Here is a 24,665-nt window from a genome sequence, read left to right as displayed (position 1 = left end):
GGAATCGGGGGCAATCGCCAAAATTCTTGAGGGGGCAGAGACTTTGATTTTTTTGTGCTAGCTGAACCGGAGTGCAGTTGTTTTTCGATGGATTATCATAGTGATTGACAGCCAAGCCAGCTTCCCCGGCCTTCCCAGCTTTCCGTACATTCAATCCTCATGGAAAAGGTGGTTTATTTTTCCTATACTTTGATGTACTCATCTAGCTTGGTGAAAGCGAAACAGGATTCATTGACTTGGCAAGAAAGGAGCAATGGGATGAAATTTCGTACTCTACCGCTAGTACTGGCTATGACCGGCGTGGCCGGCTTTGTCATCGCCGCCGAAAAGGCGGCAATCGAAGTGTCGCCTCAACCGGCAGGCAGCGAAATCACTGTGGATAGTGTAACCGTCCCGGATGATGGTTTCGTGGTGATTCACGCCAGCGACGAGCATGGCAATATTATTGCACCACAATCCATTGGCTATTCGGCAGTGAAATCCGGTACCCAAGAAGACGTCAGCGTTAGCCTGGATGAGGAAGTTGCCTCCGGCGACAAGGTCTTCGTCATGCTGCACGAGGACACCGGCGAGAAAGGTACCTATGAATTCGGCGTCGATAGGACGGATGTGGACGTACCGGTGATCCAGGATGGTAAGCCGGTTATCGTACCCATGGATATTGAATAAGCTTAGGTTTGCATATCCGTTTTATACCAAGGCCGCTCCTATCGGGCGGCCTTGCTGATGATGGCCAGCAGTTCATACCGACCACCCATTTGTACCTTCAGGATGATAAAGCCCAAAGGTATGTCCCAAAAGAAACTATCCCGGGCTCAAACAAGCGCAATTCTTGCCTGGTGCCCTGGAGCTGAAGCAAGCCGGATAGAACAGCCCGTGCAGGATAAAACAAAAGGGGTCAGACTCTATAATATATAGCCTTGCGGCATACTGGTGATAAAACGTGTCGGTCGTCTGATACGCTCGCGCGTCTTGCAGAGCCTCGGGTTGTTCGCGGGTTTGTAACCTGAGAATCCGCGACTCTTGGCGCGCTCGGTTGGGACATGGACTCCCCTCGTTGGTGAGACTAAGTGGTTGGAAAACGCTGGCTTTCCGGCCTCTGACACAAGGTTTGAAGAATCTGTCTGCCGTAGGTGGGGGTTTTTATCAGTGGACTGTCTCATTACTTATGCGCTTTATCGAGGGCCCGGCGCCGGTACGTCGCTTGCCTCGCTTTCCGAGTTAGGGCTGGCGCGGAAGCGAACGCACAGGCGCCGGGAAAGATCACGTGCCGGGCGAACGCGGTTTCCCTCCGCTTCCCAGAATGCCGCCTCGTCGGTGCTGTGCATAAACTCGCGCTGGGTTTCCAGCCGCTTCTCATGATCGACCCGTTTGCGGATGATAAAGCGGACGCCGCCGCGGGGACCCAGGATAACGGTGGAGCCGCCATAGAAAGAGAATTGACGTCCCTGGCGATCTTTAACGCGCCGGGTCTGAATGATTTCAGCCACCATATCGAAAACCACCTGCTTGTCCGGACCCACACGCCGCACCGAGCGCACCGATTCCACCACGGGCAGGCCATACTCGCCGCTGGCAAAAGCGGCGCTGGAGGGGCTGACCAGCCCAAATTCCGCCGCCAATTCCACGCGCGTGGCGAGCCGCCCGAGGGCGCCCGCTTGCCGGCGCATCTCCGCAACGTCCGCAGGCTTGGCCGGATCGCTGTCAAATTTCATGCGTCCAAAGCTAAGCTCCGGCTCCGGCTCGATGGGAAGACGCGGCCCGCCCCAGGTGAGCGCATCCTCGGTCATGGTGGGCGTGCCTTCGCCATAAATTCCCCGCTCGCCAAAGGCATGGATAATGGCCTCCCGGTAAGCCCAGTCATCGTCGGGGGCCACATCCTGGTCGGCGGTGATCAGGGCGCGCAGGTAGTCGCTAAAGCGCATGTCCACAGGAGGGCAATAATCAATCGCGCGGATGCAGATGGTCAGAAACTGATTGGCCAGCCGCCGCACCTCGGCAACCAGAAAATCGGTCAACCCATCGGAGAGATCGCCCTTGGGCAGCTCCCCCGTGCCGTGGGTGGCCAGCTTGATATAGCGGCGCGTTCGCCGCCGGTAAAGGGTCAGAAATGCCGAAAAGACGGCGCAGGCCAGCACACGGCCCCGTTCATGGGGTTCTACCCCTGCATTGTCATAGGTCAGAGGATTGGCGCCGGATTTGATTTGGTGATCGTGGCCGCCAATATGGCAATGTTCCGCCAAATCCACCAAAGTTCTCAGCGCCCGTCCGTCTTCGCCAAGGCTGCGGCCAAATTCCTGGGCGATGTCAATGAGCAACTCGGCCTTCTCAAGGTTGCCCCGCGAGCAGGCGACTTCGGCCCGCACCACGTCTTCAAAGGTGAAGTGCTGGAACACGGCGATAAGATCGGCAAATGCTTCATGAAAGGCCAGCACGTCGCCCTGGGTAGGATGGAGAAAGTGGGCTCTGAGGCCATCAAGCAAGGCATGGCTCATTTCGTGGACGATGATATCGTGGGAAGTGCAGGTGAATACATACCCCTCGTCTTGACGCACCACCGGCGTTGAGTTTTTCGCCTTGAAGTAGCCAAAGACGATTTCACCCCGGGTTCGATCGTACCAGGCGTTAGCCTCCCGCGCCCCGTGGGGACGTAGCAGCAGCCGGTTGTTTCCCGATGCCGGATCGCGGGGCGCGAATGACCAGGCCACATTGCGCCCGAGGGCCACTTTGAAGTGGTTGTAGGTCATCATCGCCACCGCATAGACCATTTGCTGGTGGAAGCAGGGCGAAGAGAGGGAGGGGGTGTAGCCCCCCTCCAGCAGCACCAGGGGGTCCTCAAGATTGGCCTTGGGGTAGGTGCGGCCCTCGGCATCCTGGGAATCGACTTCCAGAATCGAGCCTTTTGGTCCCGGCGCCAGGGGCTCATACTGGATTTTGGTTGCGGCGATGCCGCCGTCAAGGCGCGACACGGCCGGGTTCAGGGCGTAAATTCGAAGGGGCCGGTAAAGGGGCTCTCCCGGTGTTCGCTCATGCAACCGGGTGTACTCGGCCCGGTCGATGCGCGCGCTTATCCGGTAGCGTTGACCTTCTCCAGGTTCGGGTCCGGCGGGCTTGCCGGCGCCGGGTGCCGGCTGTCCGCCCCGGCTCTGGGCGATGGCTTCAACGGCCTCGGGGGCCGTTGGAGTAGGGATAGGCGGGCCTTTCATTCGCGCCTCAGCCTTTCTTAAAGATTAAGCAACGGAGCGCTGAGCCGCTCGGGCTGACAGTCCAGTTCCGGGTGCTGGCGGGGCGCTTGGCCGAATTTCTCCAGCACCTGGTCGTGAAAACCCCGGTTGGTGAGCGAGCCGATGCCATTGGCGAGCACCTGCGCGGCGCGCGCGGTGAAATCGCCCTGGCCGTTGCTCTCATAGGCCAGTTCGCCTGAGCGGCAGGCGCTGAACAGCACCTCGCGCATGGTATTGGTGCCCATAGCGCCTTGGCGCGCCGCTCGGTTTTTAAGGTTTTTAAAGGCCTGCTTCATGGCTGCCGAGGGCGCCAGATAACGCGGGCGCGTTTCTCCACCCCGCGCCCCTGTTCTAAAGGGCCGTAATAATGCCCGGGTGGCCGTCCCGGAATGGCAGCAATCAAAAAAGCAAGTCATGGCGACGCCGCTTGGGAGATCGTTGAGGATAACGCGAAGCTGATCGTCAATGATTAAGCCGTCCTCCCCGCTTTCACAATCCACGGCGCACAAGCATTCGTCCCCATCCGGCGTGTCGCCGTCTCCCTCATCCCCTGAAATATCCTCGATCCAGGTGCCGTGTCCGGCGAACTGGAAGACCAGCACATTGCCGGGGCTGCTGTTTTGCACCAGGGTGCGCAATTGGGTGCGAATGGTCTCGGCGGTGGCCTCCTGATCCAGCAATCGGCTGGTGGTGAAACCGAGGTTGGAAAGCGTACGCTCCCATAAACGGGCATCGGCCACACAACCGCTTAAGGGGCTGCGTGGATACTGATCGATGCCGACGCACAGGGCAAGCTTGCGGCCGGTACTGGGCCGATGGCCGGGCTGCACCGCCGGGGGGACGATAACGGTGGGGGCTACCCCGGCCGGAGCCGGGGCAGCGGCGGCGCCATTGCTCATCAAGGCCTCAAGAGGCTCCGGCCAGTCAATCTGGTCTTGCCAGAAATCGACCGCCGCCCGTGAGCGCGACGGCTCAAAGGGCGCGATGGGCTGGCCTTCACGCCGGTTGAGGACGCGCCGGGCGATGCTTTCCATGGTGGCCTTGTCTTCATCAAAGCCGCTATGGATAGAGGATTGGCTGGCGCTGCCCGAGTCAGCATTGCTGCTCGGTGACCACACTACTTCCCCCCGGTCTGAAGGCGTGCCCCGCAATCCGAATATCTCCCGCGCCTTATCGTCGGCGCGCAGTGAGATTTCAAGCCCGAGGATATCGGTCTGACGCTTTTCTTCCAGGGCTTCGTAAATCAGGTACAAAAGCGATTTACGATAAAGGGGGGTGACGGTATCGTCCCTTTCCAATTGTTTGGTCATGGTGAACACCGTCAGGGGCCCGATGCTGTTGCCAAGATGCGGCGCGACAATTTTGTGAAAAAGATCGGAGCGGATGGCGGGGGCAAGATAATGGGCGGTTTTGAGGCGGGCGCCCCTGTTCACGAGCGCCGCCATGAAATGGGCATGGAAAATAGAGCCCGCGCTATGGCCGACCGTGTGAAATTCAATATCATCGCCGTGCTTTTGCAAAAGGTCGGCTGCTTTTTGCGCCACATAGGCCGCACCGCCATCGGGTTCGCTGGCCAGCAAAGCGCTGGCTTTCATCCCGCCCCATACCCGAGGACTGCCGAGCGCCCGCACCACCTCTTCAATAATGTTATCGGTTGCCCAGGAAATACGCGCCCGCGCCCGCGTCCTGTCAACGGCGGCGCTGATCAGCTGCCGGATAGTCTCGGCAAAGCCCGTCTCCCAGATAAAGAAAATCGGATAGACATTATTGCGGCGCCAGAACTTGAGCTGGCTGAAAGCGCCGAGCAAAGCATTTTCCTCCGACACCAGCCCGCCATGAGCGTAGAATAAAAGCCGGGCTTTTTCCTGGCGGGCTTTGGCCGCTTCGATCTCGGCCGGTATTGCTTCCTCGAACAGCCGGTCCACATCGCCGGGCGTGGTTCCGATGCGGCCCGAATCGGAAAATTGCCCCCATTCCAGGTTGACCACATAATCTGTGAGCGCATTGATCATTTCGTCGGTCAGTTCAGGACCGAATAACCGGCTGCGGGAGGCCTGCTCAAGCGCCTCGTAGCCGACCGCATGCTCGGCCTCGTCCATCTCATCAGTTTGCCGGGCATAAGGATTAAGGCCGCGCATCAATTCAAACGCCCGGCCCGCCCGCTCGGGAAAGGGGGTATCCCCGCCGCGGCTTGCAGTGCTGCCTTCCAGGGCGTGGCCTTCAATGTCCCTGATAAGTTGAGCCTTGTCGAAGCCGGTTCCGGGGCAGGTCTTGCCCGACATTTCATTGTGGAAGCGAAGCTGGGAAGGATGGAGCTTGAAGTGATCCTGAATGGTCTTGATCACCGTCAGCATGGCTTCCATTTGCGGGTCCGTGATGGTTTCCTTGCCGATATCGAAATCGCCAATCAGCTCAATCATGAATGGACCGGCTTTCCGGTTGCCGTTAAAGCCGCGGGCGCTGGCCGGCGACCAGTTAAAATTGCGGCAAAGCCAGATGGTCCCATCCGGGGCGATGGTGACATGCTGGGCAATATCACTCCAGCCATGGGTCTGGGTATGGAAGCGCCACATGCCTTCGAGGGTGGCCAGCCCCCGATAGTCTTGCTGCCGGGGGCGCCAGGTGTGATGAAGATGCACTTCCGTCACCCGGCGGGTGAAAGGGTAGGCGGCGACCACATCCTGGAATTCGGAACCAGTGACCGACTGAAATGTTCTTGACATAGGATCTGCTCCCTTTTTTTGGCAGGTTTGCACCGGCCCGTTCTCATGTATTTAATGCCTGTTGTTAGCAGTCAATTGCCATTTCTTTGGTAAATCTTTCTTGCTTGTAGATGATAGATTGCCTGAAAATACTTGAGCGGAAAGTCACCTTTCTTTGACAAGGCATGTGGTTCCCCTAGGTGTCTTCATAAGTGTTCTAAACTAAAAATATTTTTCATTGTGTGGTACATCATTTTCTGATGTTTTTCTTTTTTCGTTTCATTTCTATCCTGGGGGTATACCGCCAGGATAGGATTTTTCAATAAAGTGCCAGAGTAAACTATGTGGCCTGATACTTTTTATAGCTTAAAAATCTGTACTATGCTGCCAAGGACCACCATTTGCTTTTCTCCAGTAATGGGCTAAACGGTTACCCTTGCGTGCTACAACCTCTAAATTTCCACTATCCTTGTGTATTGTTAAGGCGGGTTATTTTCCATTTGATTATATTAGGCGTATTTTCTCCCGCCTAAGATTTCCGTTCTATTTATCATTTATTAAAATTACCTGGGCTATTCTTGATAAGAAAATCTAAAAACTCTTCCTATTTTTTTCTGCTTATACAGATTTAATAAAGTATTTCTCCTGTTACTTAATTTAGTAATTTAGTAATTTAGTAATTTAGTAATTTAGTAATTTAGTAATTTAGTAATTTAGTAATTTAGTAATTTAGTAATTTAGTAATGTCAGTATTCCTTTATCTTGATGACAGGATAGCCAATGGAGTAATGTGTTTTCTGTTTACTAATTTATATCGGTTGAGTGAAATAGTTCACATTATCCGAATTTATAAAAACAGGGTGCTTTGCCGTATTTTTTTGAATTTTTTGTAAGTTTTATAAGCGCCTGATTAAATGACAAAAAGTATAGAAAAATGAAAGGCTAGTACCGCATTTTTTAAACATTAAAATTATTTCTATAGACATAAGGTGTGCGTCCAGTTTTTTCCTGAACGACGATAAATAAAAAAGCTTTTTGGCATACGGCATGGCTATGAGAAAGTCTATTTCATCGCCATATGCCGAGAGTAGGGGTATGGCTATGGTGGACAGCCTGAGTCGGCGGCAGAGAAGTTATTAGTGGTTCTGAAGGGTAAGCGATTATCTGCTTACGGTGTCGGTTTTATTCCTTAAGGAACTGTAATGAATTGTTCCTGAGGCTTCCGATCCTGGAGCACATTAAAGCATTGAATGGCCGATTACTGCGGGGGTATATTGCGATGGCTGACAATGCCTGCGCTGGGCGGAAGGCGCAGCTCAATAAAAATATCAACAGGCGCCGAGCCTAATAATCTCCCTATAGGATTGAGGAACAATAGCTAAATAATTCACTATCAGCGTTCAAGGCCGTTTCCAGATGCCGTGCGCTCCGTCAATAGAATAACCCAAAATCATATAAGCGTAGAGTTCATCGGGGCTACCGCTGGCAAGGCCTTCCACATTACTGTTCGCAGCGACTAGGTTAGCCGAAGCGTGATGGTTATTGCTAAAATCGATTAGACCCACCGCAGAGGTATCACGGATCGTGAGGCGCTGACAGGCCGGTACCTTCAGGGCTGGCCAATGGCGGCCAGGGCCTTGGAGCGTGCAGCTATCGATTGTGACGAAGTCGATACCATCAGCGTCGATAAAATTAGTGATTTGCTCACAGCCTACGGACCGGAACGCGAAGTGATGGGGCCGACTCGAAGCATCCTTGATTCGGAATGCCGTTTTCGTTCGCTGGATCCAACCCCCCTCCCAACTTATCTGGTTGAGATGGCCGCCAGATTTTCCCCGTTCCATTTCCACCGCGGGATACTCACTCTCCTCGCTAGATCCATTAATAACGCAGTCACGAAAGCTCGCATACATCGCGGGCCAGGGGGCATCAAGGTCGTCACCACTGCGTAAACGAATTCCAGTCTGCGTATGCTTCGCTCCCGGAACGCGGGGCAATTTCAGATCGTGGGTAAGGTAGAGCCAAGCGTTGTGGCTCCAGCATACAATACGCTCCGCCACACTACCGTGCCATCCATCAAGGATGACGCCATCGGAACGGCTCAGGACCACAATGTCGGAGAGCCTGCCATAACGCCAATGGCTAAGCCGCAGAGCAGGGACAACACGTTTCGAATCAGCCGCGATGACAAGACCAGAGCAGATGAGGTTTTCATTAAGGCGTTCTGAGGAGGACGGCATGAAATGCATTACAGGACAATCATTAATGCCAGTGCCCCAGATCACCGTTCTTCCGGGGATACCAATCACACTAGTTTGTGGTGGCACCTCAACGGGGCCTTCATAAAGACCCGGATCAAGATAAATGGCGTGACCAGCCCGTGCATCAAGATAGTTCTGAAACTCAGCTCTGGTCATGCGCATGGCGGCACCCTCTTTTTTGTAGCTAAAGATCTAGCCTATGTTGATAGTTTTTGCAATAGCGGGGTTCTGTGAATATTTCACAGAAAATCCAGTTGCCTGACTCCACTATAGCCTACGTCACATAAAATGATTCAATTTTGAAGAGGTCATCGATAGAGCAGGAGAGTGGTTTTCTGATGGCTTTGATGTGCGCCCATTTTTGTTCGATGGGGTTGAGCTCTGCAAAGTAAGGCGGCAGGAAAAGCAGGGTATGGCCGGCCTTTCGGAGACTCTCTTGTGTGTCCAGCCGTTTGTGGAACGTGGCGTTATCCATGACGATGACGGCGTTTTCCGGCAATTGCGGCAACAAATCCTGTTTTACCCATGCCGTAAAAATGTTTGCCGTAATGTTTGCTGTGAATAACCCGACTGTGAGCAAAGCCTTGCCAATCAAAGCGCCGATAGCATTTGTCCGGCCTTTGGCGTGCCAGTCACACAGTCCGTAGCAGCGCTGTCCAACCCGCGCGTATCTGTGTGTACGGGGCATGTCATGCGCAAAGCCGCTTTCGTCGATATAGACAAGCGGGCGGCCCTGATGTTCATAGAGCTTTATGATTGTTTAAAATAAAAGGGGTCAAAAGGGGTCAGACTCTATAATATATAGCCTTGCGGTATACTGGTGATAAAACGCATCGGTCGTCTGATGCGCTCGCGCGTTTTGCGGAGCCTCGTGTTGATCGCGGCTTTGCAGCCTGAGGATGGATGGCTCTTCATCCTCAAAACCGATCTCGGCCTACAGCTTTTCCGCTTTTCCGCCAAGCGCTGGATCTTGGGGAAATTTGGCCTGAAGAAAAGAGGCGATTTCCTCTTTTAAGGATAGATGCTGTTTTTTAATTTCAGTGCAGACTCAATCGCCAGTTCACATCGTGCCCTACCTTCATGATAGGTATCGAGCAGTGCCAATTGACTGTGCTCATCTCAAGTAGAATCCCTTCGCGGTAATGCCCGGTCAGGTCAGGGTCTGTAGGAGAGTCTCTACAGTGGCCCTTCCCAGCCTTACCACTAATCTCTAGCACCACAGGATGACGAACTGGAGATTTATTTCCTCCGTGCTTTCATCATAGGCGGGATATGTGCCGCAGCGTACTCCAACAACCGTTCACGCTGCCCATAGATAGGCTCTCAAGCCTGCCAGCTCCTGAAGTGGCTGGAAAGCCCTTGCCCCATCCCTGGCTGGCCACTTCATAATTCAACTGAGGAAAATCGAGAAGTGTTGTAAATATGTCACAACTATTGGGTACAAGAATTTACAGAGAAAAAACGCTTACTCCCCTAGGGTATTTAATAACAGGCAATCCCCTTAAACCAGAGAGAGGGAAATACGTGTGATATTAATGGTTTCAAATGCAAATATGTTGGCAAAGTAAGGTGACGCCTACTAATATCAGGGATAAAGGGCCGCGCTCACAATAAAAAACTTAAAAAATAAGACATCCCCAAAGCAAGCGGACTGCAGGGTGATAAGACGCTAGAGGGAGAGGCAGACAAGAGGTCTATCAAGCTTAGCATTTTCCTACTGCCACCTCATCGGTTGGACTGTGCATGTCTGCCCATGCCTTCAGTATGGACCACGGGTTTGTAGGATGAAGGAGCGAAATAATGAATACAACCCCAGTGCCCCTGAACCTCGTTTCTTTTGTGTCCCGTGCGGTTGAAGATATCCTCTGCACTGCTTTGAAAGCGCTTAACCGACCAGTTCAAAGCGTGCAGGGTCACGATTGGCTCGCACAGGCACTAATGCTCCCGGGCACACCGATCGTTCTGGCCATAGGCTCAAACCATTTTCCTCGCGATCGTCTGCTTTCTAGTCTGCGGGAGCAATGGATAACCCCCGCTTTAGTGGTGATTGCCGATGATAAAGCTCCTTGGGATGCGGAGCTGCTAGCCTACTGCCGGGAAATTCTACGTTGGCCCTGCCAGGGGAAGGAGCTGTCATTACGCCTAGCCCGGGGTTGTGAGGGGATAATGCCACCACAGGTTTCTCCTCATCCATTAGTGTTCCGAGATGAGTTGGCTAGTCTAAATCTGATTGGACAATCGCCCGCCTTTTTAAATGCCCTCGAATTGATAAAAGCCCTGAGCGAGTGCGAAGCCCCCGTATTGATCGAAGGCGAAACGGGCACCGGTAAGGAAATGGCCGCCCGCGCTATTCATTACCTCGGCTTGCGGCAAGACCATCCTTTCATTCCTATCAATTGTGGGGCCCTCTCAGATACGCTGTTGGAAAACGAGCTTTTTGGCCACGAGCGCGGTGCTTATACGGATGCTAAAGAAGCTCAACTAGGGTTGGTAGCCCAAGCTCACCAAGGGACTTTGTTTCTCGATGAAGTGGAATCCCTCTCCCCGAAGGCGCAGGTGGCTTTACTGCGTTTTTTGCAGAATCAGGAATACCGACCCTTGGGGAGTCGGAGTCTAAAACAGGCAGATGTACGGGTTATCTCCGCCAGCAATGAGGATTTGGAGGCCTTAGTGAGGCGCGGGAATTTCCGTCAAGATTTGTTATTTCGTCTCAATGTCATGCCGCTTTTCTTGCCCCCTTTGCGAGAAAGATCGGGCGATATTGAATCATTGGCTACACATTTTCTCTATCAATACAGCCTTAAATATTGCCGATCCCCCCAAGCCTTCCATCCGACCACGCTTGTTTGGATGAAAAATTATCCTTGGCCGGGTAATGTGCGGGAGTTGGAAAACTTCGTTCACCGGGCCTTGCTGCTCTCCAAAGGTCCGTTGATCCCCCTGCCACCCCAAAGACTTCCTTCGATAGGAAGTGAAAATAACCCTCCATTGGAATCCCCGGGTGGCTATAGAGGGAGCTTTAATCAAGCTAAAACCCAGGTTATTGCGCACTTCGAGAAGCAATATCTGGAATGTCTTATGGCCGAATGCCATGGGAATATTTCCCTGGCTGCAAAACGGGCGGGAAAGGAGCGGCGCACCTTCGGTAAATTGCTTAAGAAATATCAAATCAACAGAGCTTTTTATATTAAAAGTAAAGACATATAGCCCTTTCTATCTCGCGTATGAACGGTGAGGGCGAACTTATCGTCTCTTATTGACTGATCCGCACCTGGCGCGATTACGGATTCAGCTGTCATTTCTTCCTTTAAAGAGCAAAAGAACATCCCGGCTTTACTGAAGCCCCATGCGCCGTCATCGCCTGCGTTTTATCCTGGGTGACTTCAATATAAGTATTGCAGTAAAAACTTTGAAGTATTTCTGAAGCGAGCCGGTGACGTGGGGCCAGGAGACACGGAAGTCTTCGTAAACCCTTTTTTAGGAAGGAAACATGGGTTTGCGGAACACCATCAGCTCGCTCCTACAACACCTCACATTTTATTCATATGCTTAAAAATACGGCAGCATCATGAATTTTAAAAATTCGTCCTATTGACTGGGTCATTTTTGACCTATGGTGGGACAAAAATGACCCACCAAAAAATTTTTGTTTATTAATCGTTTGTTTTGCGATACCTCTTTAGGATGGGTAGATTTTTACTCACCTTGCATGTGATTCGTTTTCTTACTTCGCTTCTCTAATAAATAAATTCTTTTGTTAATTCAGTTACATAATAATTTTTATTACAGATGGCATGTAAGCTGCCTTTTTACAATTAAGTTCAATGTAGGAATCATCTCGTGCCCGACCACAATGAGGAGGAACTTGCTGCAGTGGCAAATGCAATTAAACATTATTTTGATGCCCATCCTAACGCGGCGGACAGTGTAGAGGGGATTGCCCGTTGGTGGTTAACGCGACAGCGGTTTAAAGAAGCCACGGAGACAATAGAGAAAGCCCTTGAATGTTTAGTAGCTGAGGGCGAAGTCACTAAGATGGTTACGGGAGAAGGCAAATTTGTGTACTCCTACGCTAAAGGAAAAATGACGAGGGACTGAATAAGATTTGAGACCACTCCTTAGCGAGGAACTCAGCACATCAAACAAGAAGCTGTATTTAAAAATATCTTCTTGCATTGAAGCGGTTGGATTATCTCCATAGGAAATTACGATACGGGAGATCCAAGCACCATGGGGTTTTGGAAACGCAGGCAAAAACAACGGCGCGATGAGCCAATCCAACCACTGGATGAGGAATCCTTTGTCGAGCCCGAGGAAGAATTAGCAGAAGCTTCGCTAGAGGAAACAGAGGAGGTCGGAGCATTCTCTAAGCGAGCAGAGGCTATGCCAGAAGAATCATGGAAGGAAGAAGGGATAGAAACAACCCCGGATGATCCGTACCTTCGCGACTTATTACCCGCATTAAAGCGGTTGGATCGCCTGCTTGAACAGGCAATCGCTGTGGCCCAGACGGTTTATGGACCTAAAGCCGCTGCTAATCCTTTCCGGGGCCTTCATATCAGCAAAAGTGAAGCAGAACAGTTGCTAACGCGTGAGCCTGGAAGACCTGTTTTTCATTTCCCTGACAAACAATTGGAAGAAACTTTGTCGGATGAGGCACTAGGTGAAGGTTCGCGGCTAGCCTGGCTGCAGCAGGTTTTCAATCTGTCTTCCTTTGAGCTTGATGTACTTCTTCTGGCGCTTGCGCCTGAGATCGATCTGCGCTATGAGCGGTTATATGCCTACCTTCAGGATGATGTGACCCGCCGGCGGCCTAGCATCGATTTGGTACTTAATTTATTGAGTTTAACGACAGCAGAGAAGCTTAAAAACCGTATCTACTTTGCACCAGAAGCCCCCCTCATTCAGCACAACCTGGTTCAGCTAATTCCCGATTCGCAGCAGACTTCACCCTCCCTGTTGAGCCATTATCTCAAGATCGATGAGCAGATTATCCGCTTACTACTGGGGCAAGAGAATCTCGATTCACGGTTGGCGCCATGTTGCGAGATGGTGGAGTCCAACACCTCTTTGGATGAAGCCTTTTTCAATACGGGAATAAAGCAAGCGCTACCTGCTTTGATTCTCCAAGCCAGGGAAGCGCACCGACCATTGCGGCTGTATTTCCACGGACCCCATGGCATAGGTAAGCGTCGTATGGCGGAAGCATTGGCAGCAAAGGTCAATAGGCCTCTTCTGATTGTGGACCTACTCCATGCTCTTACCGTTGATCCCGATTTCGAGCGCGTGCTGAAAATCCTGTTCCGCGAAGCCTGGTTTCAAAACGCCGTTTTATATCTTGAGGGGATGGACACTTTGCTTAGGGAAGAACGGGCTATCCCATATCAAGCACTGCTCGATGCCTTGGCTCAAGATGCAGGTATCGTCATCTTGGCGGGCACCCAGCCCTGGGTACCTAGGGGACGAATTCCTACGGGCGTGATCGAGGTATCCTTCCCCATACCGGACTTTGCTGAGCGCCGATCCTGCTGGCAGGCTAATTTGGCAGCGGAAGATAGGGCACTCAGCTCAAGGGATTTGGATAGCCTTGCTAACCGGTTCCGCTTAACCCCCAACCAGATTGCCGAGGCAGCCGTCACTGCATGCAACCAGGCACTTCTGCGGAGCATTACCCAGGCACCGGAGGAGTTACCCTCTCAATCCAGAATTCAACCCACGCTCAGTGACCTGTTTGCCGCAGCCCGCACTCAATCCGGTCACGAGTTAGCGACATTGGCCAAGAAAATACAGCCCAAGTACACCTGGAACGATATTGTTTTGCCTGACGATAGCATGGCCCAATTGCGGGAGATATGCCAGTGGGTTCACCATCATCACCAGGTGTTAGGCGAATGGGGGTTTGATCGCAAGCTCTCTCTGGGCAAAGGCGTTAATGCTTTGTTCTCCGGGCCTTCCGGTACCGGCAAGACCATGGCCGCAGAGATCATGGCCAATAAGTTAGCACTCGATCTTTATAAGATTAACCTTTCCACCGTAATCAGCAAGTATATTGGCGAAACGGAAAAGAATTTGGAGCGTATTTTCACTGCGGCTGAGAATGCCAATGCCATTCTCTTTTTTGATGAGGCTGATGCCCTCTTCGGCAAGCGCTCTGAAGTGCGCGATTCCCATGATCGTTATGCCAATGTGGAAATTTCCTATCTGCTACAAAAGATGGAAACCTACGAAGGCATTGCCATTCTGGCGACCAATCTGCGCCAGAATTTGGACGAGGCTTTCGTGCGTAGGTTGGCTTTTACAGTCCATTTTCCTGTTCCCGATGAAGCCAGCCGCAGGCGGATTTGGGCTGGAATTTGGCCAATAGAAACACCCTTGGCCAAAGAAGTAGATTTCGATTTTTTGGCTCAACAATTCAAACTGAACGGCGGCAATATCAAGAACATTGCCCTCGCTGCTGCCTTTCTTGCGGCGGAAAAGAAGGGTCCGGTGACCATGGCCCATGTACTTCAGGCGGTGCGCCGGGAGTATCAAAAACTGGGCAAACCGCTTTCGGCGACTGAACTGGGAATCGTCGCGCGAGAGGCGTCAGCATGAGAGACCCGCAACGGTCTTGGAAACCGAGGGATAAAGAAGAGGGCAAGGCTGCTCGTCCTCGGGAAAAGGCTTCAGCTTCTCGCCGTTCAGATCTTCCCCACCATGAAGATTCTCGCTGGCTTACCCAATTGCCAAAAATGCTCTGGCGAGCAGGCAATAGGGCGATTAACAAGCTGCTAGGCTGGAAAACGACTGGAAAACTCCTCGAAGCGAAAACCCAGGCAGAGATGGAACAATCTTTTGGCGCCGATTTCAGCCGCGTTTGTCTCCACGATGACCCTGCTGCACATGCCGCTGCGGATTCCCTTAACGCCAAAGCGTTTACTCAGGGTGATGATATTTATCTAGGGGCTGGGGCAACGTCATCTGACTCGCTGGCAGGTAAAGAATTGATCGCTCACGAACTAGCGCACATCATCCAGCAGCGCGGAGCGGGAGCGAGAACTACCAGTCAAATTAGTCAGCCGGGGGATCCCTTTGAACAAGCCGCCCATAAAGCAGCACATCAGGCTCTGCAAGGCCAGCATGCGGAGAGGTCCACTTTAGGCGTACCGCCTGTTATTCAACGACAGGAACGCGAGGAGGGTTTCCTTGAAGGGCAGTTGCGCAATTTGTTAAATCGCGCTCTGCGTGAAGGCGTTGCCTATGACAGTGAGAAAGGTTGGAAGGTGGGTGGAGTCGCTGTCCGCGATATTCAACGCGGAGCGGAAGTTTTTAGCCGCATTGCGCAAGGAGATATCCAAGGGGCAATAGAAATGATCCGGCCGCATGATCCCCAGGAGCGAGAGCGCCTGCGTGAGCAAGTTCGGCAGTTGCAAAGAGAATTGGAGCGCTGGAGGCCTATTGAGGAAAGGCAGCGTGAGCATGAGCGCATCATTTCCGAGGTTGCTCGCCGGTCAGCAGAACAGTTGGGTTTGGGGTCACGTAGACAAACCGTGCCGCGTTTCAAACTGCCAGAGCCTAGGCTTGATCTGCGCTCGGCGAGGATCCAGCTTGGTACCACTTTCCACTGGATACTCGATAGATTTCGCTTGGAAAGTGCCGCACTAGAACCGCACCATCGTCGCCAATTGAACGATTTAGCAAATCAGGTCAAATCCAATCCTTATGCTGAGATCGAGATTGTCGGGTATGCCGATACCACTGGTCCTCTGGCCTTTAATCAGCGCCTGTCGGAGCAGCGCGCCAATGCGGTGTGCGACTATCTTCTTAGTCGTGGAGTAGAAGGCAGCAAGATTAAGTCCGCCAGCGGCAGGGGTGAAGGAGAACCGCTGGTTCCGGAACGTGCGGAAGCTGATCGCGCCCGCAACCGCCGGGTAGAAATCTTTTTCCGGACTGGCATTACCCAGCGTTCTGAAAGCCGCTTTGGTCTGCCGCCGCTGCGCTTACGGGAATAACGGATCAGAGTTCGGGGTTGTTAAAACAATGAAACAACAGAGTGCAAGATCGCCAATTATGCCGGCTGCTCCAACTGAAACTTCCTGCAACAAGACGGAGGGCACTAACCATGATTTTCTGCGTGGTCTTGTCTACACCCATAACCGCGCTAATGCCAATACAGCCGAGGTCCATGAGGCAAAGGCTACGTTGCAAGCGTTGGTCGAGCTGCTAGTGGAGGCCGGTGCAATAGATGGAGAAGCTCTCAAGGCAAAGTGCGAGCAGGCTTCCGAGCAATTGCGACGAGAATATGTCGAGCGCGGCATGGCGGTGGCGATGCAAGAATTTGGTATCAGCAAATATGAGTTTAAAGGCGCTGCTGAGATCGACTGCAAGAGTCGCGTTCATTTATGCAAGGCGGCTTGTTGCCGTTTGCCGCTGGCGCTTTCAAAGGAAGATGTCCAAGAGGGGATTGTGAAATGGAATTTAGGGCAACCATACATGAATTTACGCGATACGGATGGTTATTGCACCCATCTGGATAGATGCACAGGCGGCTGCACGGTTTATGAACAGCGGCCGATTCCGTGCCGAGGGTACGATTGCCGGAAGGACAAGCGTATTTGGCTGGATTTTGAAAAGGGTGTGATTAATCCGCGCGTTGATGATTCGGATTGGCCGGAGTGCGTGGAAACACAAATCTCAGAGAGCAGGGAGACTTAGCATGGCCGAATCTCTCGCAACGAAAGCACCAAAAGGCAAAAGCGCCGAGCTAGCACTGAAGCGTCCGGCTGAGCATGCTCGCCAGCCTGCTGCCTCAACAGGTCCCTATGGCGAGGTACTGGCCTTGCAGCGCAGTGCGGGCAATCGCGCGGTCAGTCAGTTGCTTGAATCAGGAATGAGCGCATCACCATTCTCCGGCGCTGTGCTCCAGCGCAAGTGTGCGTCGTGCGCCAACTCTGGTAGCGAATGCGCGGAATGCCGCAAGAAGCGCACCTTCGCTCTGCAACCTAAGCTCACTATTAACGAACCGGGAGACCGGTACGAGCAGGAAGCCGATCGCATTGCCGCTCAGGTGATGACTATGCCGGCACAGCAGGCGGCCAGTAGCGCTCCTCCCCGTATCCAGCGCCTCTCTGGAGAGGCGGTAGCGGTAGGCCGACCCAGTGTAGTACCCGATAGCGTGCACCAAACGCTTGCTAGTCCTGGTAGACCGCTGGAGTCGACACTACGGCAGGATATGGGGCAGCGCTTTGGCTATGATTTTTCTCGGGTGCGAGTGCATACCAGCAGGGCTGCCGAGCAGTCGGCTCGCGACGTAAACGCCCATGCTTACACGGTGGGCCAAAACATCGTGTTCGGCGCCGGCCAGTTCGCACCGAGAACACAGGAGGGACGACGGTTGTTGGCCCATGAGTTGGCTCATGTGGTGCAGCAGTCAGATGCAGGCGAGCTGCATGCTGGCAAAAGTAGCAAGAAATGTAGTCTATCCCTGTCCGCTGATTGTTCCGTCGCACGCAAACCGCGCACCGGTGCGACAGGCGCCTTGCCTTCGGTGGTGCAGGCCATGGCTCGGGAAGAGGCGCGTTCGGTGCTCGTAGCGTACGTCACAGTGGCGGGAGTAGATGACGCACTCGCCGCCATGAACGCCATTCAAGAGACGCTGGACATGCCGTTCACCATGGAAAACGCGAGCATGCGCCTGCAACTCCTGACCGCCGCATTCAGCTTACTCGATGAGGAGGACGCTGCAATCGTGCTTAAGGCACTGACTAAGCCCGTAGGCGCCGAGCAAAAACACTTGCACGAACGTTTCGGTAGGCTCGATTCGGATTTCCGTAGATTGTTGCTCGACATCTTGCGCGAGCGGGCCGCTGCGAAGCCCGCGCCTGAGCCCGAGCAAGCAGAAGAGCCGGCTGCGGTCGCACCCACAGCGACATGGGTTGAGCTGCACTCAGGCGTATTCGCATACGTGCCAAACCGCGGAAAGACCCTCAAGCATGTCGCAGCATACGTCTCGGGTCACCCCAATGTGCCCGAAGCGCTCGGCCAGTTGAATGACCTTCCGCTAACGACACCGATCCCGGAAGGGCAGTCGGTCATCATTCCGATCGAATTTATTGATCGCCCGAAGGCATTCCAGGAGATGCCCGAGGCTGTGCGGAGCCGCATCATTTCGATGCGCAAGGCGCGGGCGCAGCAGGAGCGATATCTGCGATTCGTGCAGGTGAAGAGCGGGCACCCGCTGGGGCCTGGGGCCTCTGGACTATTCCCCGTCACCATGGCGCTCACCGAGGCGGCCATAGAATCAATCGTCAGCGCACTGAAGTCCCTGATCGAGAAGGTGGGATACGCGATCGCCTTCGCTGGTGGTGTGATCCATGGTTTCCTGAAGTCGATCTGGGATGCGGTTTCCGGCATCGCGAAGCTCATCTATGACGTCTTGAAGAGCATCATTTCCCTCGAGCTTATCTCGGACGTGAAGAAGCTCGTGAGCTCGATCAAGAAGCTGAGCTGGGACAAGATCACGGACGCGGTCGGTGAGTGGGCCGCCGGCTGGGTCGAAAAGCTCCAGTCCAAAAACCCACTGGTCGCTGGGCATGCGCATGGCTATCTAACTGGCTATGTCATGGCCGAAGCGGCCATGTTTTTGCTGACCGGCGGTCAAATAGCTGCGCTCAAGGGATCTATTTGGACCTCTAAGCTCGGCCAGGTGGTGAAGACCTCTCGCGTCTTCAAGACTCTCGAAACTGCTGTTGCGAAGGCGAAGATCCTCCGCGCGGGGAGCCCTAAATTCAACAAGGCCGTCGACACGCTCAGGCAATCGCGCCTTGGAACAGCCATCAAGGCCGCGGAAGTGACCGGCGCCGCGGTCGTGTGGACCGCCGATAAAGTGGCAGCGGTGCTGAGGCTTCCCAGTAGTATCGCCGGCTACGTCGTCGAGAAGGCGGTGGCCCATGCCAAGCAACTGGAGCCTTTCTTCGAACGCATCGGCGAGTTGAGCGAACGCGCCAAGCGTTGGCTGTTCGGCTGCCGTTCGCCGTGCGAATGGGAGGCTGGTGTAGTGGCAAATACGATGCAGCGGCTTACCAACGACGAGATCGAGGGCGCCGCGAAATTCGCCGCAGAGGCGAAGGAGGCCAGGCGGGCGCGTGGTCCAGCCACCTCCACCTCTGAAGAAGTCGTGAGGAGGGGCGCTGACGGTTCTATTGTCATTCAGAGCGAAGTTGGTCCACCTGCTAAACGGAAAGATTATGAGCGCAAATTATTACCCGGAGTCAAAGTTAGGCTTAAAGGTTGGGAGCGAGCGCACAGCCAAGGTGCTGGAACAGGAGCTGAAGCGAAGGCAGGGATTTTTTATGCTCCCCCGAAGGTAAATCAAGAACTACAAAATCGTGGCATAGAGAAATATATACGTGAATTATATGTGAACAAGCCGGCAGACGTGAAATTATTTCTTACTACAGAGACAAAGGCATACCCAGGAACGCTGCGCTTAAAGACTATTAACTACCGGGTTGAAGCAGAGCGTGGTGGACAAAGGCGCATACTTTTCGAGGCTTCTTTAGAGGTTGAAAACAAACGCGCCAATCCGAAGGTTACCGTTGAGACAACACCCTACGCCTTGTAATGATTACCCACCTCGACAATCTGCTGCGCCATCTCTTCATCGCAACGATCGATGAGATCACCGATGAAACCCAGGTGCGCTTCCAACCACCGGATGAGGATTGGCGCGCCTATGTCTCCAATCTTATCGTCGATGGTCAGCCGGCCAATGCGCTCAATGTCTACATGATCGATATGCGTGAAAACCGAAAATTGCGTTCCAATGAACGCACGCGCGACATACAAAATGGGACGGTAATCGAGATCCCAGCACCCTTCCGTCTCGATTGCCATTATGTGATCACAGCGTGGAGTCCAGCGCAGGTTAGTCAGGCGGTCGAACCAGCCGTGGACGAACATGCGCTGCTGTATAAAGCAACAGCGGCATTGACAAACAATGAACCGCTTGTGCCACGCATGGTATATGCCCCCAATCCGCTGCCCGAGACATTTCCCAAGAGCATCGCCGATGCGGAATTGCCGACGGCCCTGCTGCCGGTGGAAGGGTTTCCCAAATATGCCGAGTTCTGGGGAACGATGGGGGTTAATCACCGGTGGAAGCCTGCGATTTATCTCACAGTGACCTTGCCGGTGATATACGCATCCCAGATAGCTGGGCCGATGGTCACAAAACGAACGAGCAAAGTGAATGATGAAACATGGGTGCAAATAGCTGGCCGGATATTTAATCCGGTGGGTGAGAGCATTCCGGATGCATTGGTGGATATCTTGGATACTGGATTACGAACCACATCAGACAGCGAAGGGCGCTATTCATTCGTTCGTGTCCCCGTAGGTACAAGGAACATTCGCGTGGTCGCTGTTGGTTTCCAACCCGAAACAAAGCCAGTGCTTGTACCTGGAGTACTAGAGAATTATGACATTACTTTAACTCCCCTCTGAAGAAGGCATTATTAAAAGGAGATTGGCTATGGCATTTAGCGCTATTAATAAAGCACCTGGTGTATATATAGACGAGATACAAGTTGCTGGACCGATTGCAGGCGTGAGCACCAGTGTTGCAGCCTTTATCGGCCCGGCCCGGCCCGGCCCGGCCCGGCCCGGCGCGGCCCTCTCAATACACCTACCCACGTGACCAACTGGACACAATTTATCAACACCTTTGGTGTTCAAGATCAGCTTGGTCCATATATCACAGCCCCGCAAATTTACGTAACTCATGCGGTGCGGGGATTTTTCGATAATGGCGGGGCAGCCTGTTATTTTGTTCGCGTTGGTACAGCAATACGTGCTTCGCTTACCCTCAACGATCGCGCCACGCCCACCGATAGACCCGCCCTAGTCGTGACAGCCAAGGAAGAAGGAGTTACTGGTAACGCAATCACCGTTGAGGTGCAAGATGCAAGTATTGTTACGTCAGTTGCTGCTGTACGCGCACAGGCTACATTATCTACCGCTTCTAATGGTGAGGCAACGGTCACTTCCGCCTCTGACGCGGAAAATTTCCGACCGGGAGATATTGTTTTCCTGGAGCAGGGTACAACCAGCGAGCGGGCAACGATTGCAAGCATTAGCGATGTGACGATTAAGTTTGCAACGAACTTGGCTAACAGCTATACCGGGGGCACTATCCGCATTGCCGATCTCGCCCCGGCACAAACTAAGATCCGCGTTGCTGATACAACGAGCATTGAACCTGGTACATACATCAGCATTACTCAAGACGGGACAACGGAATCCCGAGTTGTGCAATCGGTAGAGCCGATCAATAAATTCCTGACACTCACGCAAGGACTCACTAACACCTATACCATGGCGACAGGGGATACGGAGGTGAATCTCCAAACGCTGGAGTTTACGCTCATCATTAACAAACCTGGCTTTGGAGCGGAAAATTTCCCCACCCTTTCCATGGATCCTCGTCACAGTCGCTATTTCTCTAGAATCGTAAATTCTCTAAATGCCGATGTTACGTTGGCTGATCCACCTACTCCAAGTGCGCCGCCAGACAATCTTCCTACGGTACTAGCTGCAACTCCACTAGCCGGCGGTCAAGACGATGATGTCACGCAACTCCAAACATCCCATTACCGTAATGGCATTGACGCATTAGAAAAAGTCGATGAGGTCAGTATTCTTTGTGTCCCTGACCGTACGGATCAAGACGTTCAAAAATATATGATCGAGCACTGTGAAAAGATGCAAGATCGTTTTGCGGTTCTTGATCCACAAAGAAATGCTACGCTTACTGATATCAAAACCCAACGAGGATTAGTCAGTTCTGATCGCGGCTATGCAGCGCTTTATTATCCGTGGATTATTATTTCCAATCCGGTTGCTGAAGGTCGGCTCCCGGTACCTCCATCAGGTCATATCGCTGGAATCTATGCACGTGTAGATGATTCGCGAGGCGTTCACAAGGCGCCCGCAAATGAGGCGGTACGGGGGGTGCTGGATTTAGAAAGGATATTGACTGATGATGAACAGGGGCCACTGAACGAAGAAGGCATAAATGCGATCCGCTCTTTCTTAGGCAGTGGTATACGGGTATGGGGTGCCCGAACTATCGCCCCCAAAGATCGCACCCAGTGGCGCTACGTCAATGTCCGAAGACTCCTGCTGTTTATTGAAGAATCGCTCCAGGAAGGGACGCAATTTGCCGTATTTGAGCCAAATAACCGCTCACTATGGGGAAAGCTAAGGCGGCAAGTTACAGAGTTTCTCAATAGAGTATGGCGCGATGGAGCCCTTTTTGGGGCCACGGCTGAAGAAGCATTCCGAGTACGAATAGACGAGGAGTTAAACCCACCGGAAGTCCGCGCCTTGGGGCAACTTATTATTGAAGTCATACTTGTGCCGACCACACCAGCGGAGTTTGTCGTATTTCGCATCATTTCGGACACAACCGGAAAGTCCCTAATTGAGGAATAATATACCGCTGATAAGTGCAATTTGAAGCTCTTTCAGTAAATACAAAAATTATTCTTAAGGAGACATACCATGGCAACCGGACAACGGATAGACCCTTATGGCAATTTTAATTTTCTAGTTGAAATCGACGGTATCACCCGCGCGGCCTTTCAGGAAGCAAGCGGCTTTGACTCCAGCATCGATATCACAGAGCACCGGGAAGGCGGTAATAACACCACCATGGGAAAGCTTCCAGCCATGACCAAGTATTCCAATATCACACTGAAATGGGGATTAGCCGATGACACAGAGCTGTACGACTGGCATCGGCAATGGGTGACCGGTGATCCGGCAGCCGCACGTAAGAACGGGTCAGTAGTGCTTTTGGACCGACAGGGCCAGGAAAAGGTGCGTTGGAATTTCTTCAGCGCTTGGCCGGCTAAGTGGACCGGCCCCACCTTCAACGCCGAGGGCAATGATGTCGCCATCGAGACGCTGGAGCTGGCCCACGAAGGACTTGAGCGCGCTTAATGGGGAAGCTGATTCGGCAAAATCGCTTGTCTCGATTCATTGGAGGTCAACGATGTTCCAAACCGAGTATGAATTTACATTGCCTTTGGGTTATGTCGATGGCGAGGGCAATCTTCATCGCGAAGGGGTCATGCGTCTTGCAACCGCCGCTGATGAGATTCTGCCGCTCAAAGACCACCGCGTGCAATCCAATGAAGCCTATTTAATCGTTATTTTGCTTTCGCGGGTGATTACCCAGCTCGGCTCGGTAGCTCAGGTTAACCCCAAAGTGATTGAGAGTATTTATGCAAAGGATCTTGCTTATTTGCAGGAATTTTATAACCGCATTAATGGGAATGGTCAGGCGAATGTTGATGCGACTTGTCCCAAGTGCGCCCATGAGTTTGCGGTGGAGTTGAACAGCCTGGGGGGATTGTAGGCTACCCTCTCAAGGCGCTGCACGAGGAGGTAGCCTTTGTTGCTTATCATTTTCACTGGCCGCCGGAGGCGATCCTCAATTTGGAGCATAATGAACGGCGCCGGTGGGTACAGGAAATTTCAGCCATTAATCAGCGCATGAATGGCGAGTGAGAAATTTGCGGGAGATGCAATGATGTGGCATAAGCGCGGGATAAAAATAAATTATGCTCGTTTCGATAAAGGGGTGCGGAAATTACGACCCTGGTATCGAAACTCACTAAGCGGGCATAAATGGGCCGATTGGGTTCGATCTTTGATCGCACGATACAGACGTCTCGGGTCTCGCCAGGGTGTACTGGACTTTGTGCTTTTCCATCGAGTGCCACTTTTGCAACGCCTCAATGCACAGTGGCTAGTTAGCACATGTTCCCTTTATCCTCAGGTGCGGTTAGCTATTCAGCCGATTCAACTGCAAACTGTTTGGCGGCATCAACACTTACCCGGTCGGCAGCCATGCATACAGCTTCTTAAAGGAAAAGATAATTGGCGGCAATTTGCTAAGCTGCCCGTCGAAAATTGGCATTTAGAATCCAGACATCTACTCAAAGGGCGGTCGAGTGGACAATCTAGAGCTAAAAAAGATTCTGTAATAGAAAAAAGGCTATCCTCCACCAGAGATTTTCCATTTGCCAACTTCAAATTGCCTTCATCTTTGCAATTAGTTTTTCAGAGAACTTTCCAGGTTAATGAGTTTATACAGTGCCATCAGCGCCGCAATATCACACAAGAGAGTTTTCAAGCTCTTGCCCGCGAGGTGGTACATCGTACGCAAAGAATAGAACAACGACCAGTTGAAACCGTATCGTTGGCGACTCGAAAGAATCTTCTGATAGGAAATCAGAAAGCAGTAGTGGCGGAAAGCCCTATGCACGCGGGAATAAATACTCCCAACCTTTCCAGTGTGCCAACCCATTCATGGACCGGGAATACACCACTAGCGCAATCCATCAATATCGAACAACTTACTGATCAAGTCGTAAAAAAAATTGATCGGCGGATTATTGCAGCGCGGGAGCGAATGGGACGGATATAAGGGG

At 52.6% G+C, this 24,665-nt stretch carries 20 protein-coding genes; 16 read left to right on the top strand and 4 right to left on the bottom strand.

The features are described 5' to 3' along the window. Positions 1–192: 192 nt before the first annotated feature. Complete coding sequence (locus NOC_RS10145) at positions 193–669, top strand: DUF7282 domain-containing protein (protein ID WP_244859952.1); 477 nt, start codon at positions 193–195, stop codon at positions 667–669. 506 nt (positions 670–1,175) lie between these two features. Here NOC_RS10145 and NOC_RS10140 read toward each other — a convergent pair. Continuing rightward, a complete protein-coding gene (locus NOC_RS10140; RefSeq protein ID WP_244859951.1) occupies positions 1,176–2,558 on the bottom strand; it encodes a hypothetical protein in 1,383 nt (460 codons plus the stop codon). A gap of 174 nt (positions 2,559–2,732) precedes the next feature. Here NOC_RS10140 and NOC_RS18205 point away from each other — a divergent pair, with 174 nt between their 5' ends. After that, positions 2,733–3,227 carry a hypothetical protein gene (locus NOC_RS18205; RefSeq protein WP_244859950.1) on the top strand — a complete coding sequence of 165 codons (495 nt, stop codon included), beginning with the start codon at positions 2,733–2,735 and terminating at the stop codon, positions 3,225–3,227. Here NOC_RS18205 and NOC_RS10135 read toward each other — a convergent pair. The 3 genes from NOC_RS10135 to NOC_RS10125 all read right to left on the bottom strand — a co-directional run bounded on the left by NOC_RS10135 (position 3,224) and on the right by NOC_RS10125 (position 8,902). Next, positions 3,224–5,947: a caspase family protein gene (locus NOC_RS10135; RefSeq protein WP_002811687.1), complete on the bottom strand. Its 2,724-nt coding sequence runs from the start codon at positions 5,945–5,947 to the stop codon at positions 3,224–3,226. The genes NOC_RS18205 and NOC_RS10135 overlap by 4 nt on opposite strands. Before the next feature lie 1,379 nt (positions 5,948–7,326). Continuing rightward, a complete protein-coding gene (locus NOC_RS10130) occupies positions 7,327–8,349 on the bottom strand; it encodes a hypothetical protein (RefSeq protein WP_002809770.1) in 1,023 nt (340 codons plus the stop codon). Between the two features lie 112 nt (positions 8,350–8,461). Further along, on the bottom strand, positions 8,462–8,902 hold the full coding sequence (locus NOC_RS10125; RefSeq protein WP_081430972.1) for a transposase: 441 nt from the start codon (positions 8,900–8,902) through the stop codon (positions 8,462–8,464). Positions 8,903–9,007: 105 nt separating this feature from the next. On the opposite strand from NOC_RS10125, the gene NOC_RS17460 reads away from it, so the two are divergent. The 14 genes from NOC_RS17460 to NOC_RS10070 all read left to right on the top strand — a co-directional run bounded on the left by NOC_RS17460 (position 9,008) and on the right by NOC_RS10070 (position 24,661). Continuing rightward, on the top strand, positions 9,008–9,202 hold the full coding sequence (locus NOC_RS17460) for a hypothetical protein (protein WP_147094444.1): 195 nt from the start codon (positions 9,008–9,010) through the stop codon (positions 9,200–9,202). A gap of 785 nt (positions 9,203–9,987) precedes the next feature. Further along, entirely contained in the window at positions 9,988–11,394 is a 1,407-nt protein-coding gene (locus tag NOC_RS10120; RefSeq protein ID WP_011330785.1) for a sigma-54 interaction domain-containing protein, read from the top strand. A 633-nt stretch (positions 11,395–12,027) separates the two neighbouring features. Then, complete coding sequence (locus NOC_RS10115; RefSeq protein ID WP_002809952.1) at positions 12,028–12,285, top strand: hypothetical protein; 258 nt, start codon at positions 12,028–12,030, stop codon at positions 12,283–12,285. A gap of 132 nt (positions 12,286–12,417) precedes the next feature. Continuing rightward, positions 12,418–14,781, top strand: a complete 2,364-nt coding sequence (locus NOC_RS10110; RefSeq protein WP_002811350.1) for an AAA family ATPase — start codon at positions 12,418–12,420, stop codon at positions 14,779–14,781. Then, positions 14,778–16,178, top strand: coding sequence for an eCIS core domain-containing protein (locus tag NOC_RS10105; protein ID WP_002810821.1), 1,401 nt, complete (start codon positions 14,778–14,780; stop codon positions 16,176–16,178). Before NOC_RS10110 ends, NOC_RS10105 begins: the two co-directional genes overlap by 4 nt. A gap of 28 nt (positions 16,179–16,206) precedes the next feature. After that, a complete protein-coding gene (locus NOC_RS10100) occupies positions 16,207–16,881 on the top strand; it encodes a YkgJ family cysteine cluster protein (protein ID WP_002808976.1) in 675 nt (224 codons plus the stop codon). A 1-nt stretch (position 16,882) separates the two neighbouring features. Next, positions 16,883–19,789 (top strand): eCIS core domain-containing protein, encoded by a 2,907-nt coding sequence (locus NOC_RS10095; RefSeq protein WP_011330784.1) that lies wholly within the window; start codon positions 16,883–16,885, stop codon positions 19,787–19,789. After that, the gene (locus tag NOC_RS10090) at positions 19,789–20,670 is read left to right on the top strand and encodes a Pvc16 family protein (RefSeq protein ID WP_002808733.1); all 882 of its coding nucleotides are present in this window, start codon (positions 19,789–19,791) and stop codon (positions 20,668–20,670) included. The genes NOC_RS10095 and NOC_RS10090 overlap by 1 nt, the downstream gene beginning before the upstream one ends. 28 nt (positions 20,671–20,698) lie before the next feature. Continuing rightward, positions 20,699–20,863, top strand: a complete 165-nt coding sequence (locus NOC_RS17740; RefSeq protein ID WP_166485275.1) for a hypothetical protein — start codon at positions 20,699–20,701, stop codon at positions 20,861–20,863. Continuing rightward, on the top strand, positions 20,860–22,659 hold the full coding sequence (locus NOC_RS10085) for a phage tail sheath family protein (protein WP_011330783.1): 1,800 nt from the start codon (positions 20,860–20,862) through the stop codon (positions 22,657–22,659). Before NOC_RS17740 ends, NOC_RS10085 begins: the two co-directional genes overlap by 4 nt. A gap of 69 nt (positions 22,660–22,728) precedes the next feature. Then, complete coding sequence (locus NOC_RS10080; RefSeq protein ID WP_002810885.1) at positions 22,729–23,169, top strand: phage tail protein; 441 nt, start codon at positions 22,729–22,731, stop codon at positions 23,167–23,169. Positions 23,170–23,221: 52 nt separating this feature from the next. Further along, the gene (locus NOC_RS10075) at positions 23,222–23,587 is read left to right on the top strand and encodes a hypothetical protein (RefSeq protein ID WP_002811224.1); all 366 of its coding nucleotides are present in this window, start codon (positions 23,222–23,224) and stop codon (positions 23,585–23,587) included. Beyond that, positions 23,581–23,739, top strand: coding sequence for a DUF6760 family protein (locus tag NOC_RS18645; protein ID WP_370992007.1), 159 nt, complete (start codon positions 23,581–23,583; stop codon positions 23,737–23,739). The genes NOC_RS10075 and NOC_RS18645 overlap by 7 nt, the downstream gene beginning before the upstream one ends. 142 nt (positions 23,740–23,881) lie before the next feature. Next, complete coding sequence (locus tag NOC_RS10070; protein WP_244859949.1) at positions 23,882–24,661, top strand: hypothetical protein; 780 nt, start codon at positions 23,882–23,884, stop codon at positions 24,659–24,661. Positions 24,662–24,665 lie beyond the last annotated feature (4 nt).

This window comes from Nitrosococcus oceani ATCC 19707, from assembly GCF_000012805.1.
Taxonomy (GTDB): Bacteria; Pseudomonadota; Gammaproteobacteria; order Nitrosococcales; family Nitrosococcaceae; genus Nitrosococcus; species Nitrosococcus oceani.
The sequence above is the reverse complement of the archived record's forward strand: the minus strand, read 5'-3'. Positions and strand labels throughout refer to the sequence as shown.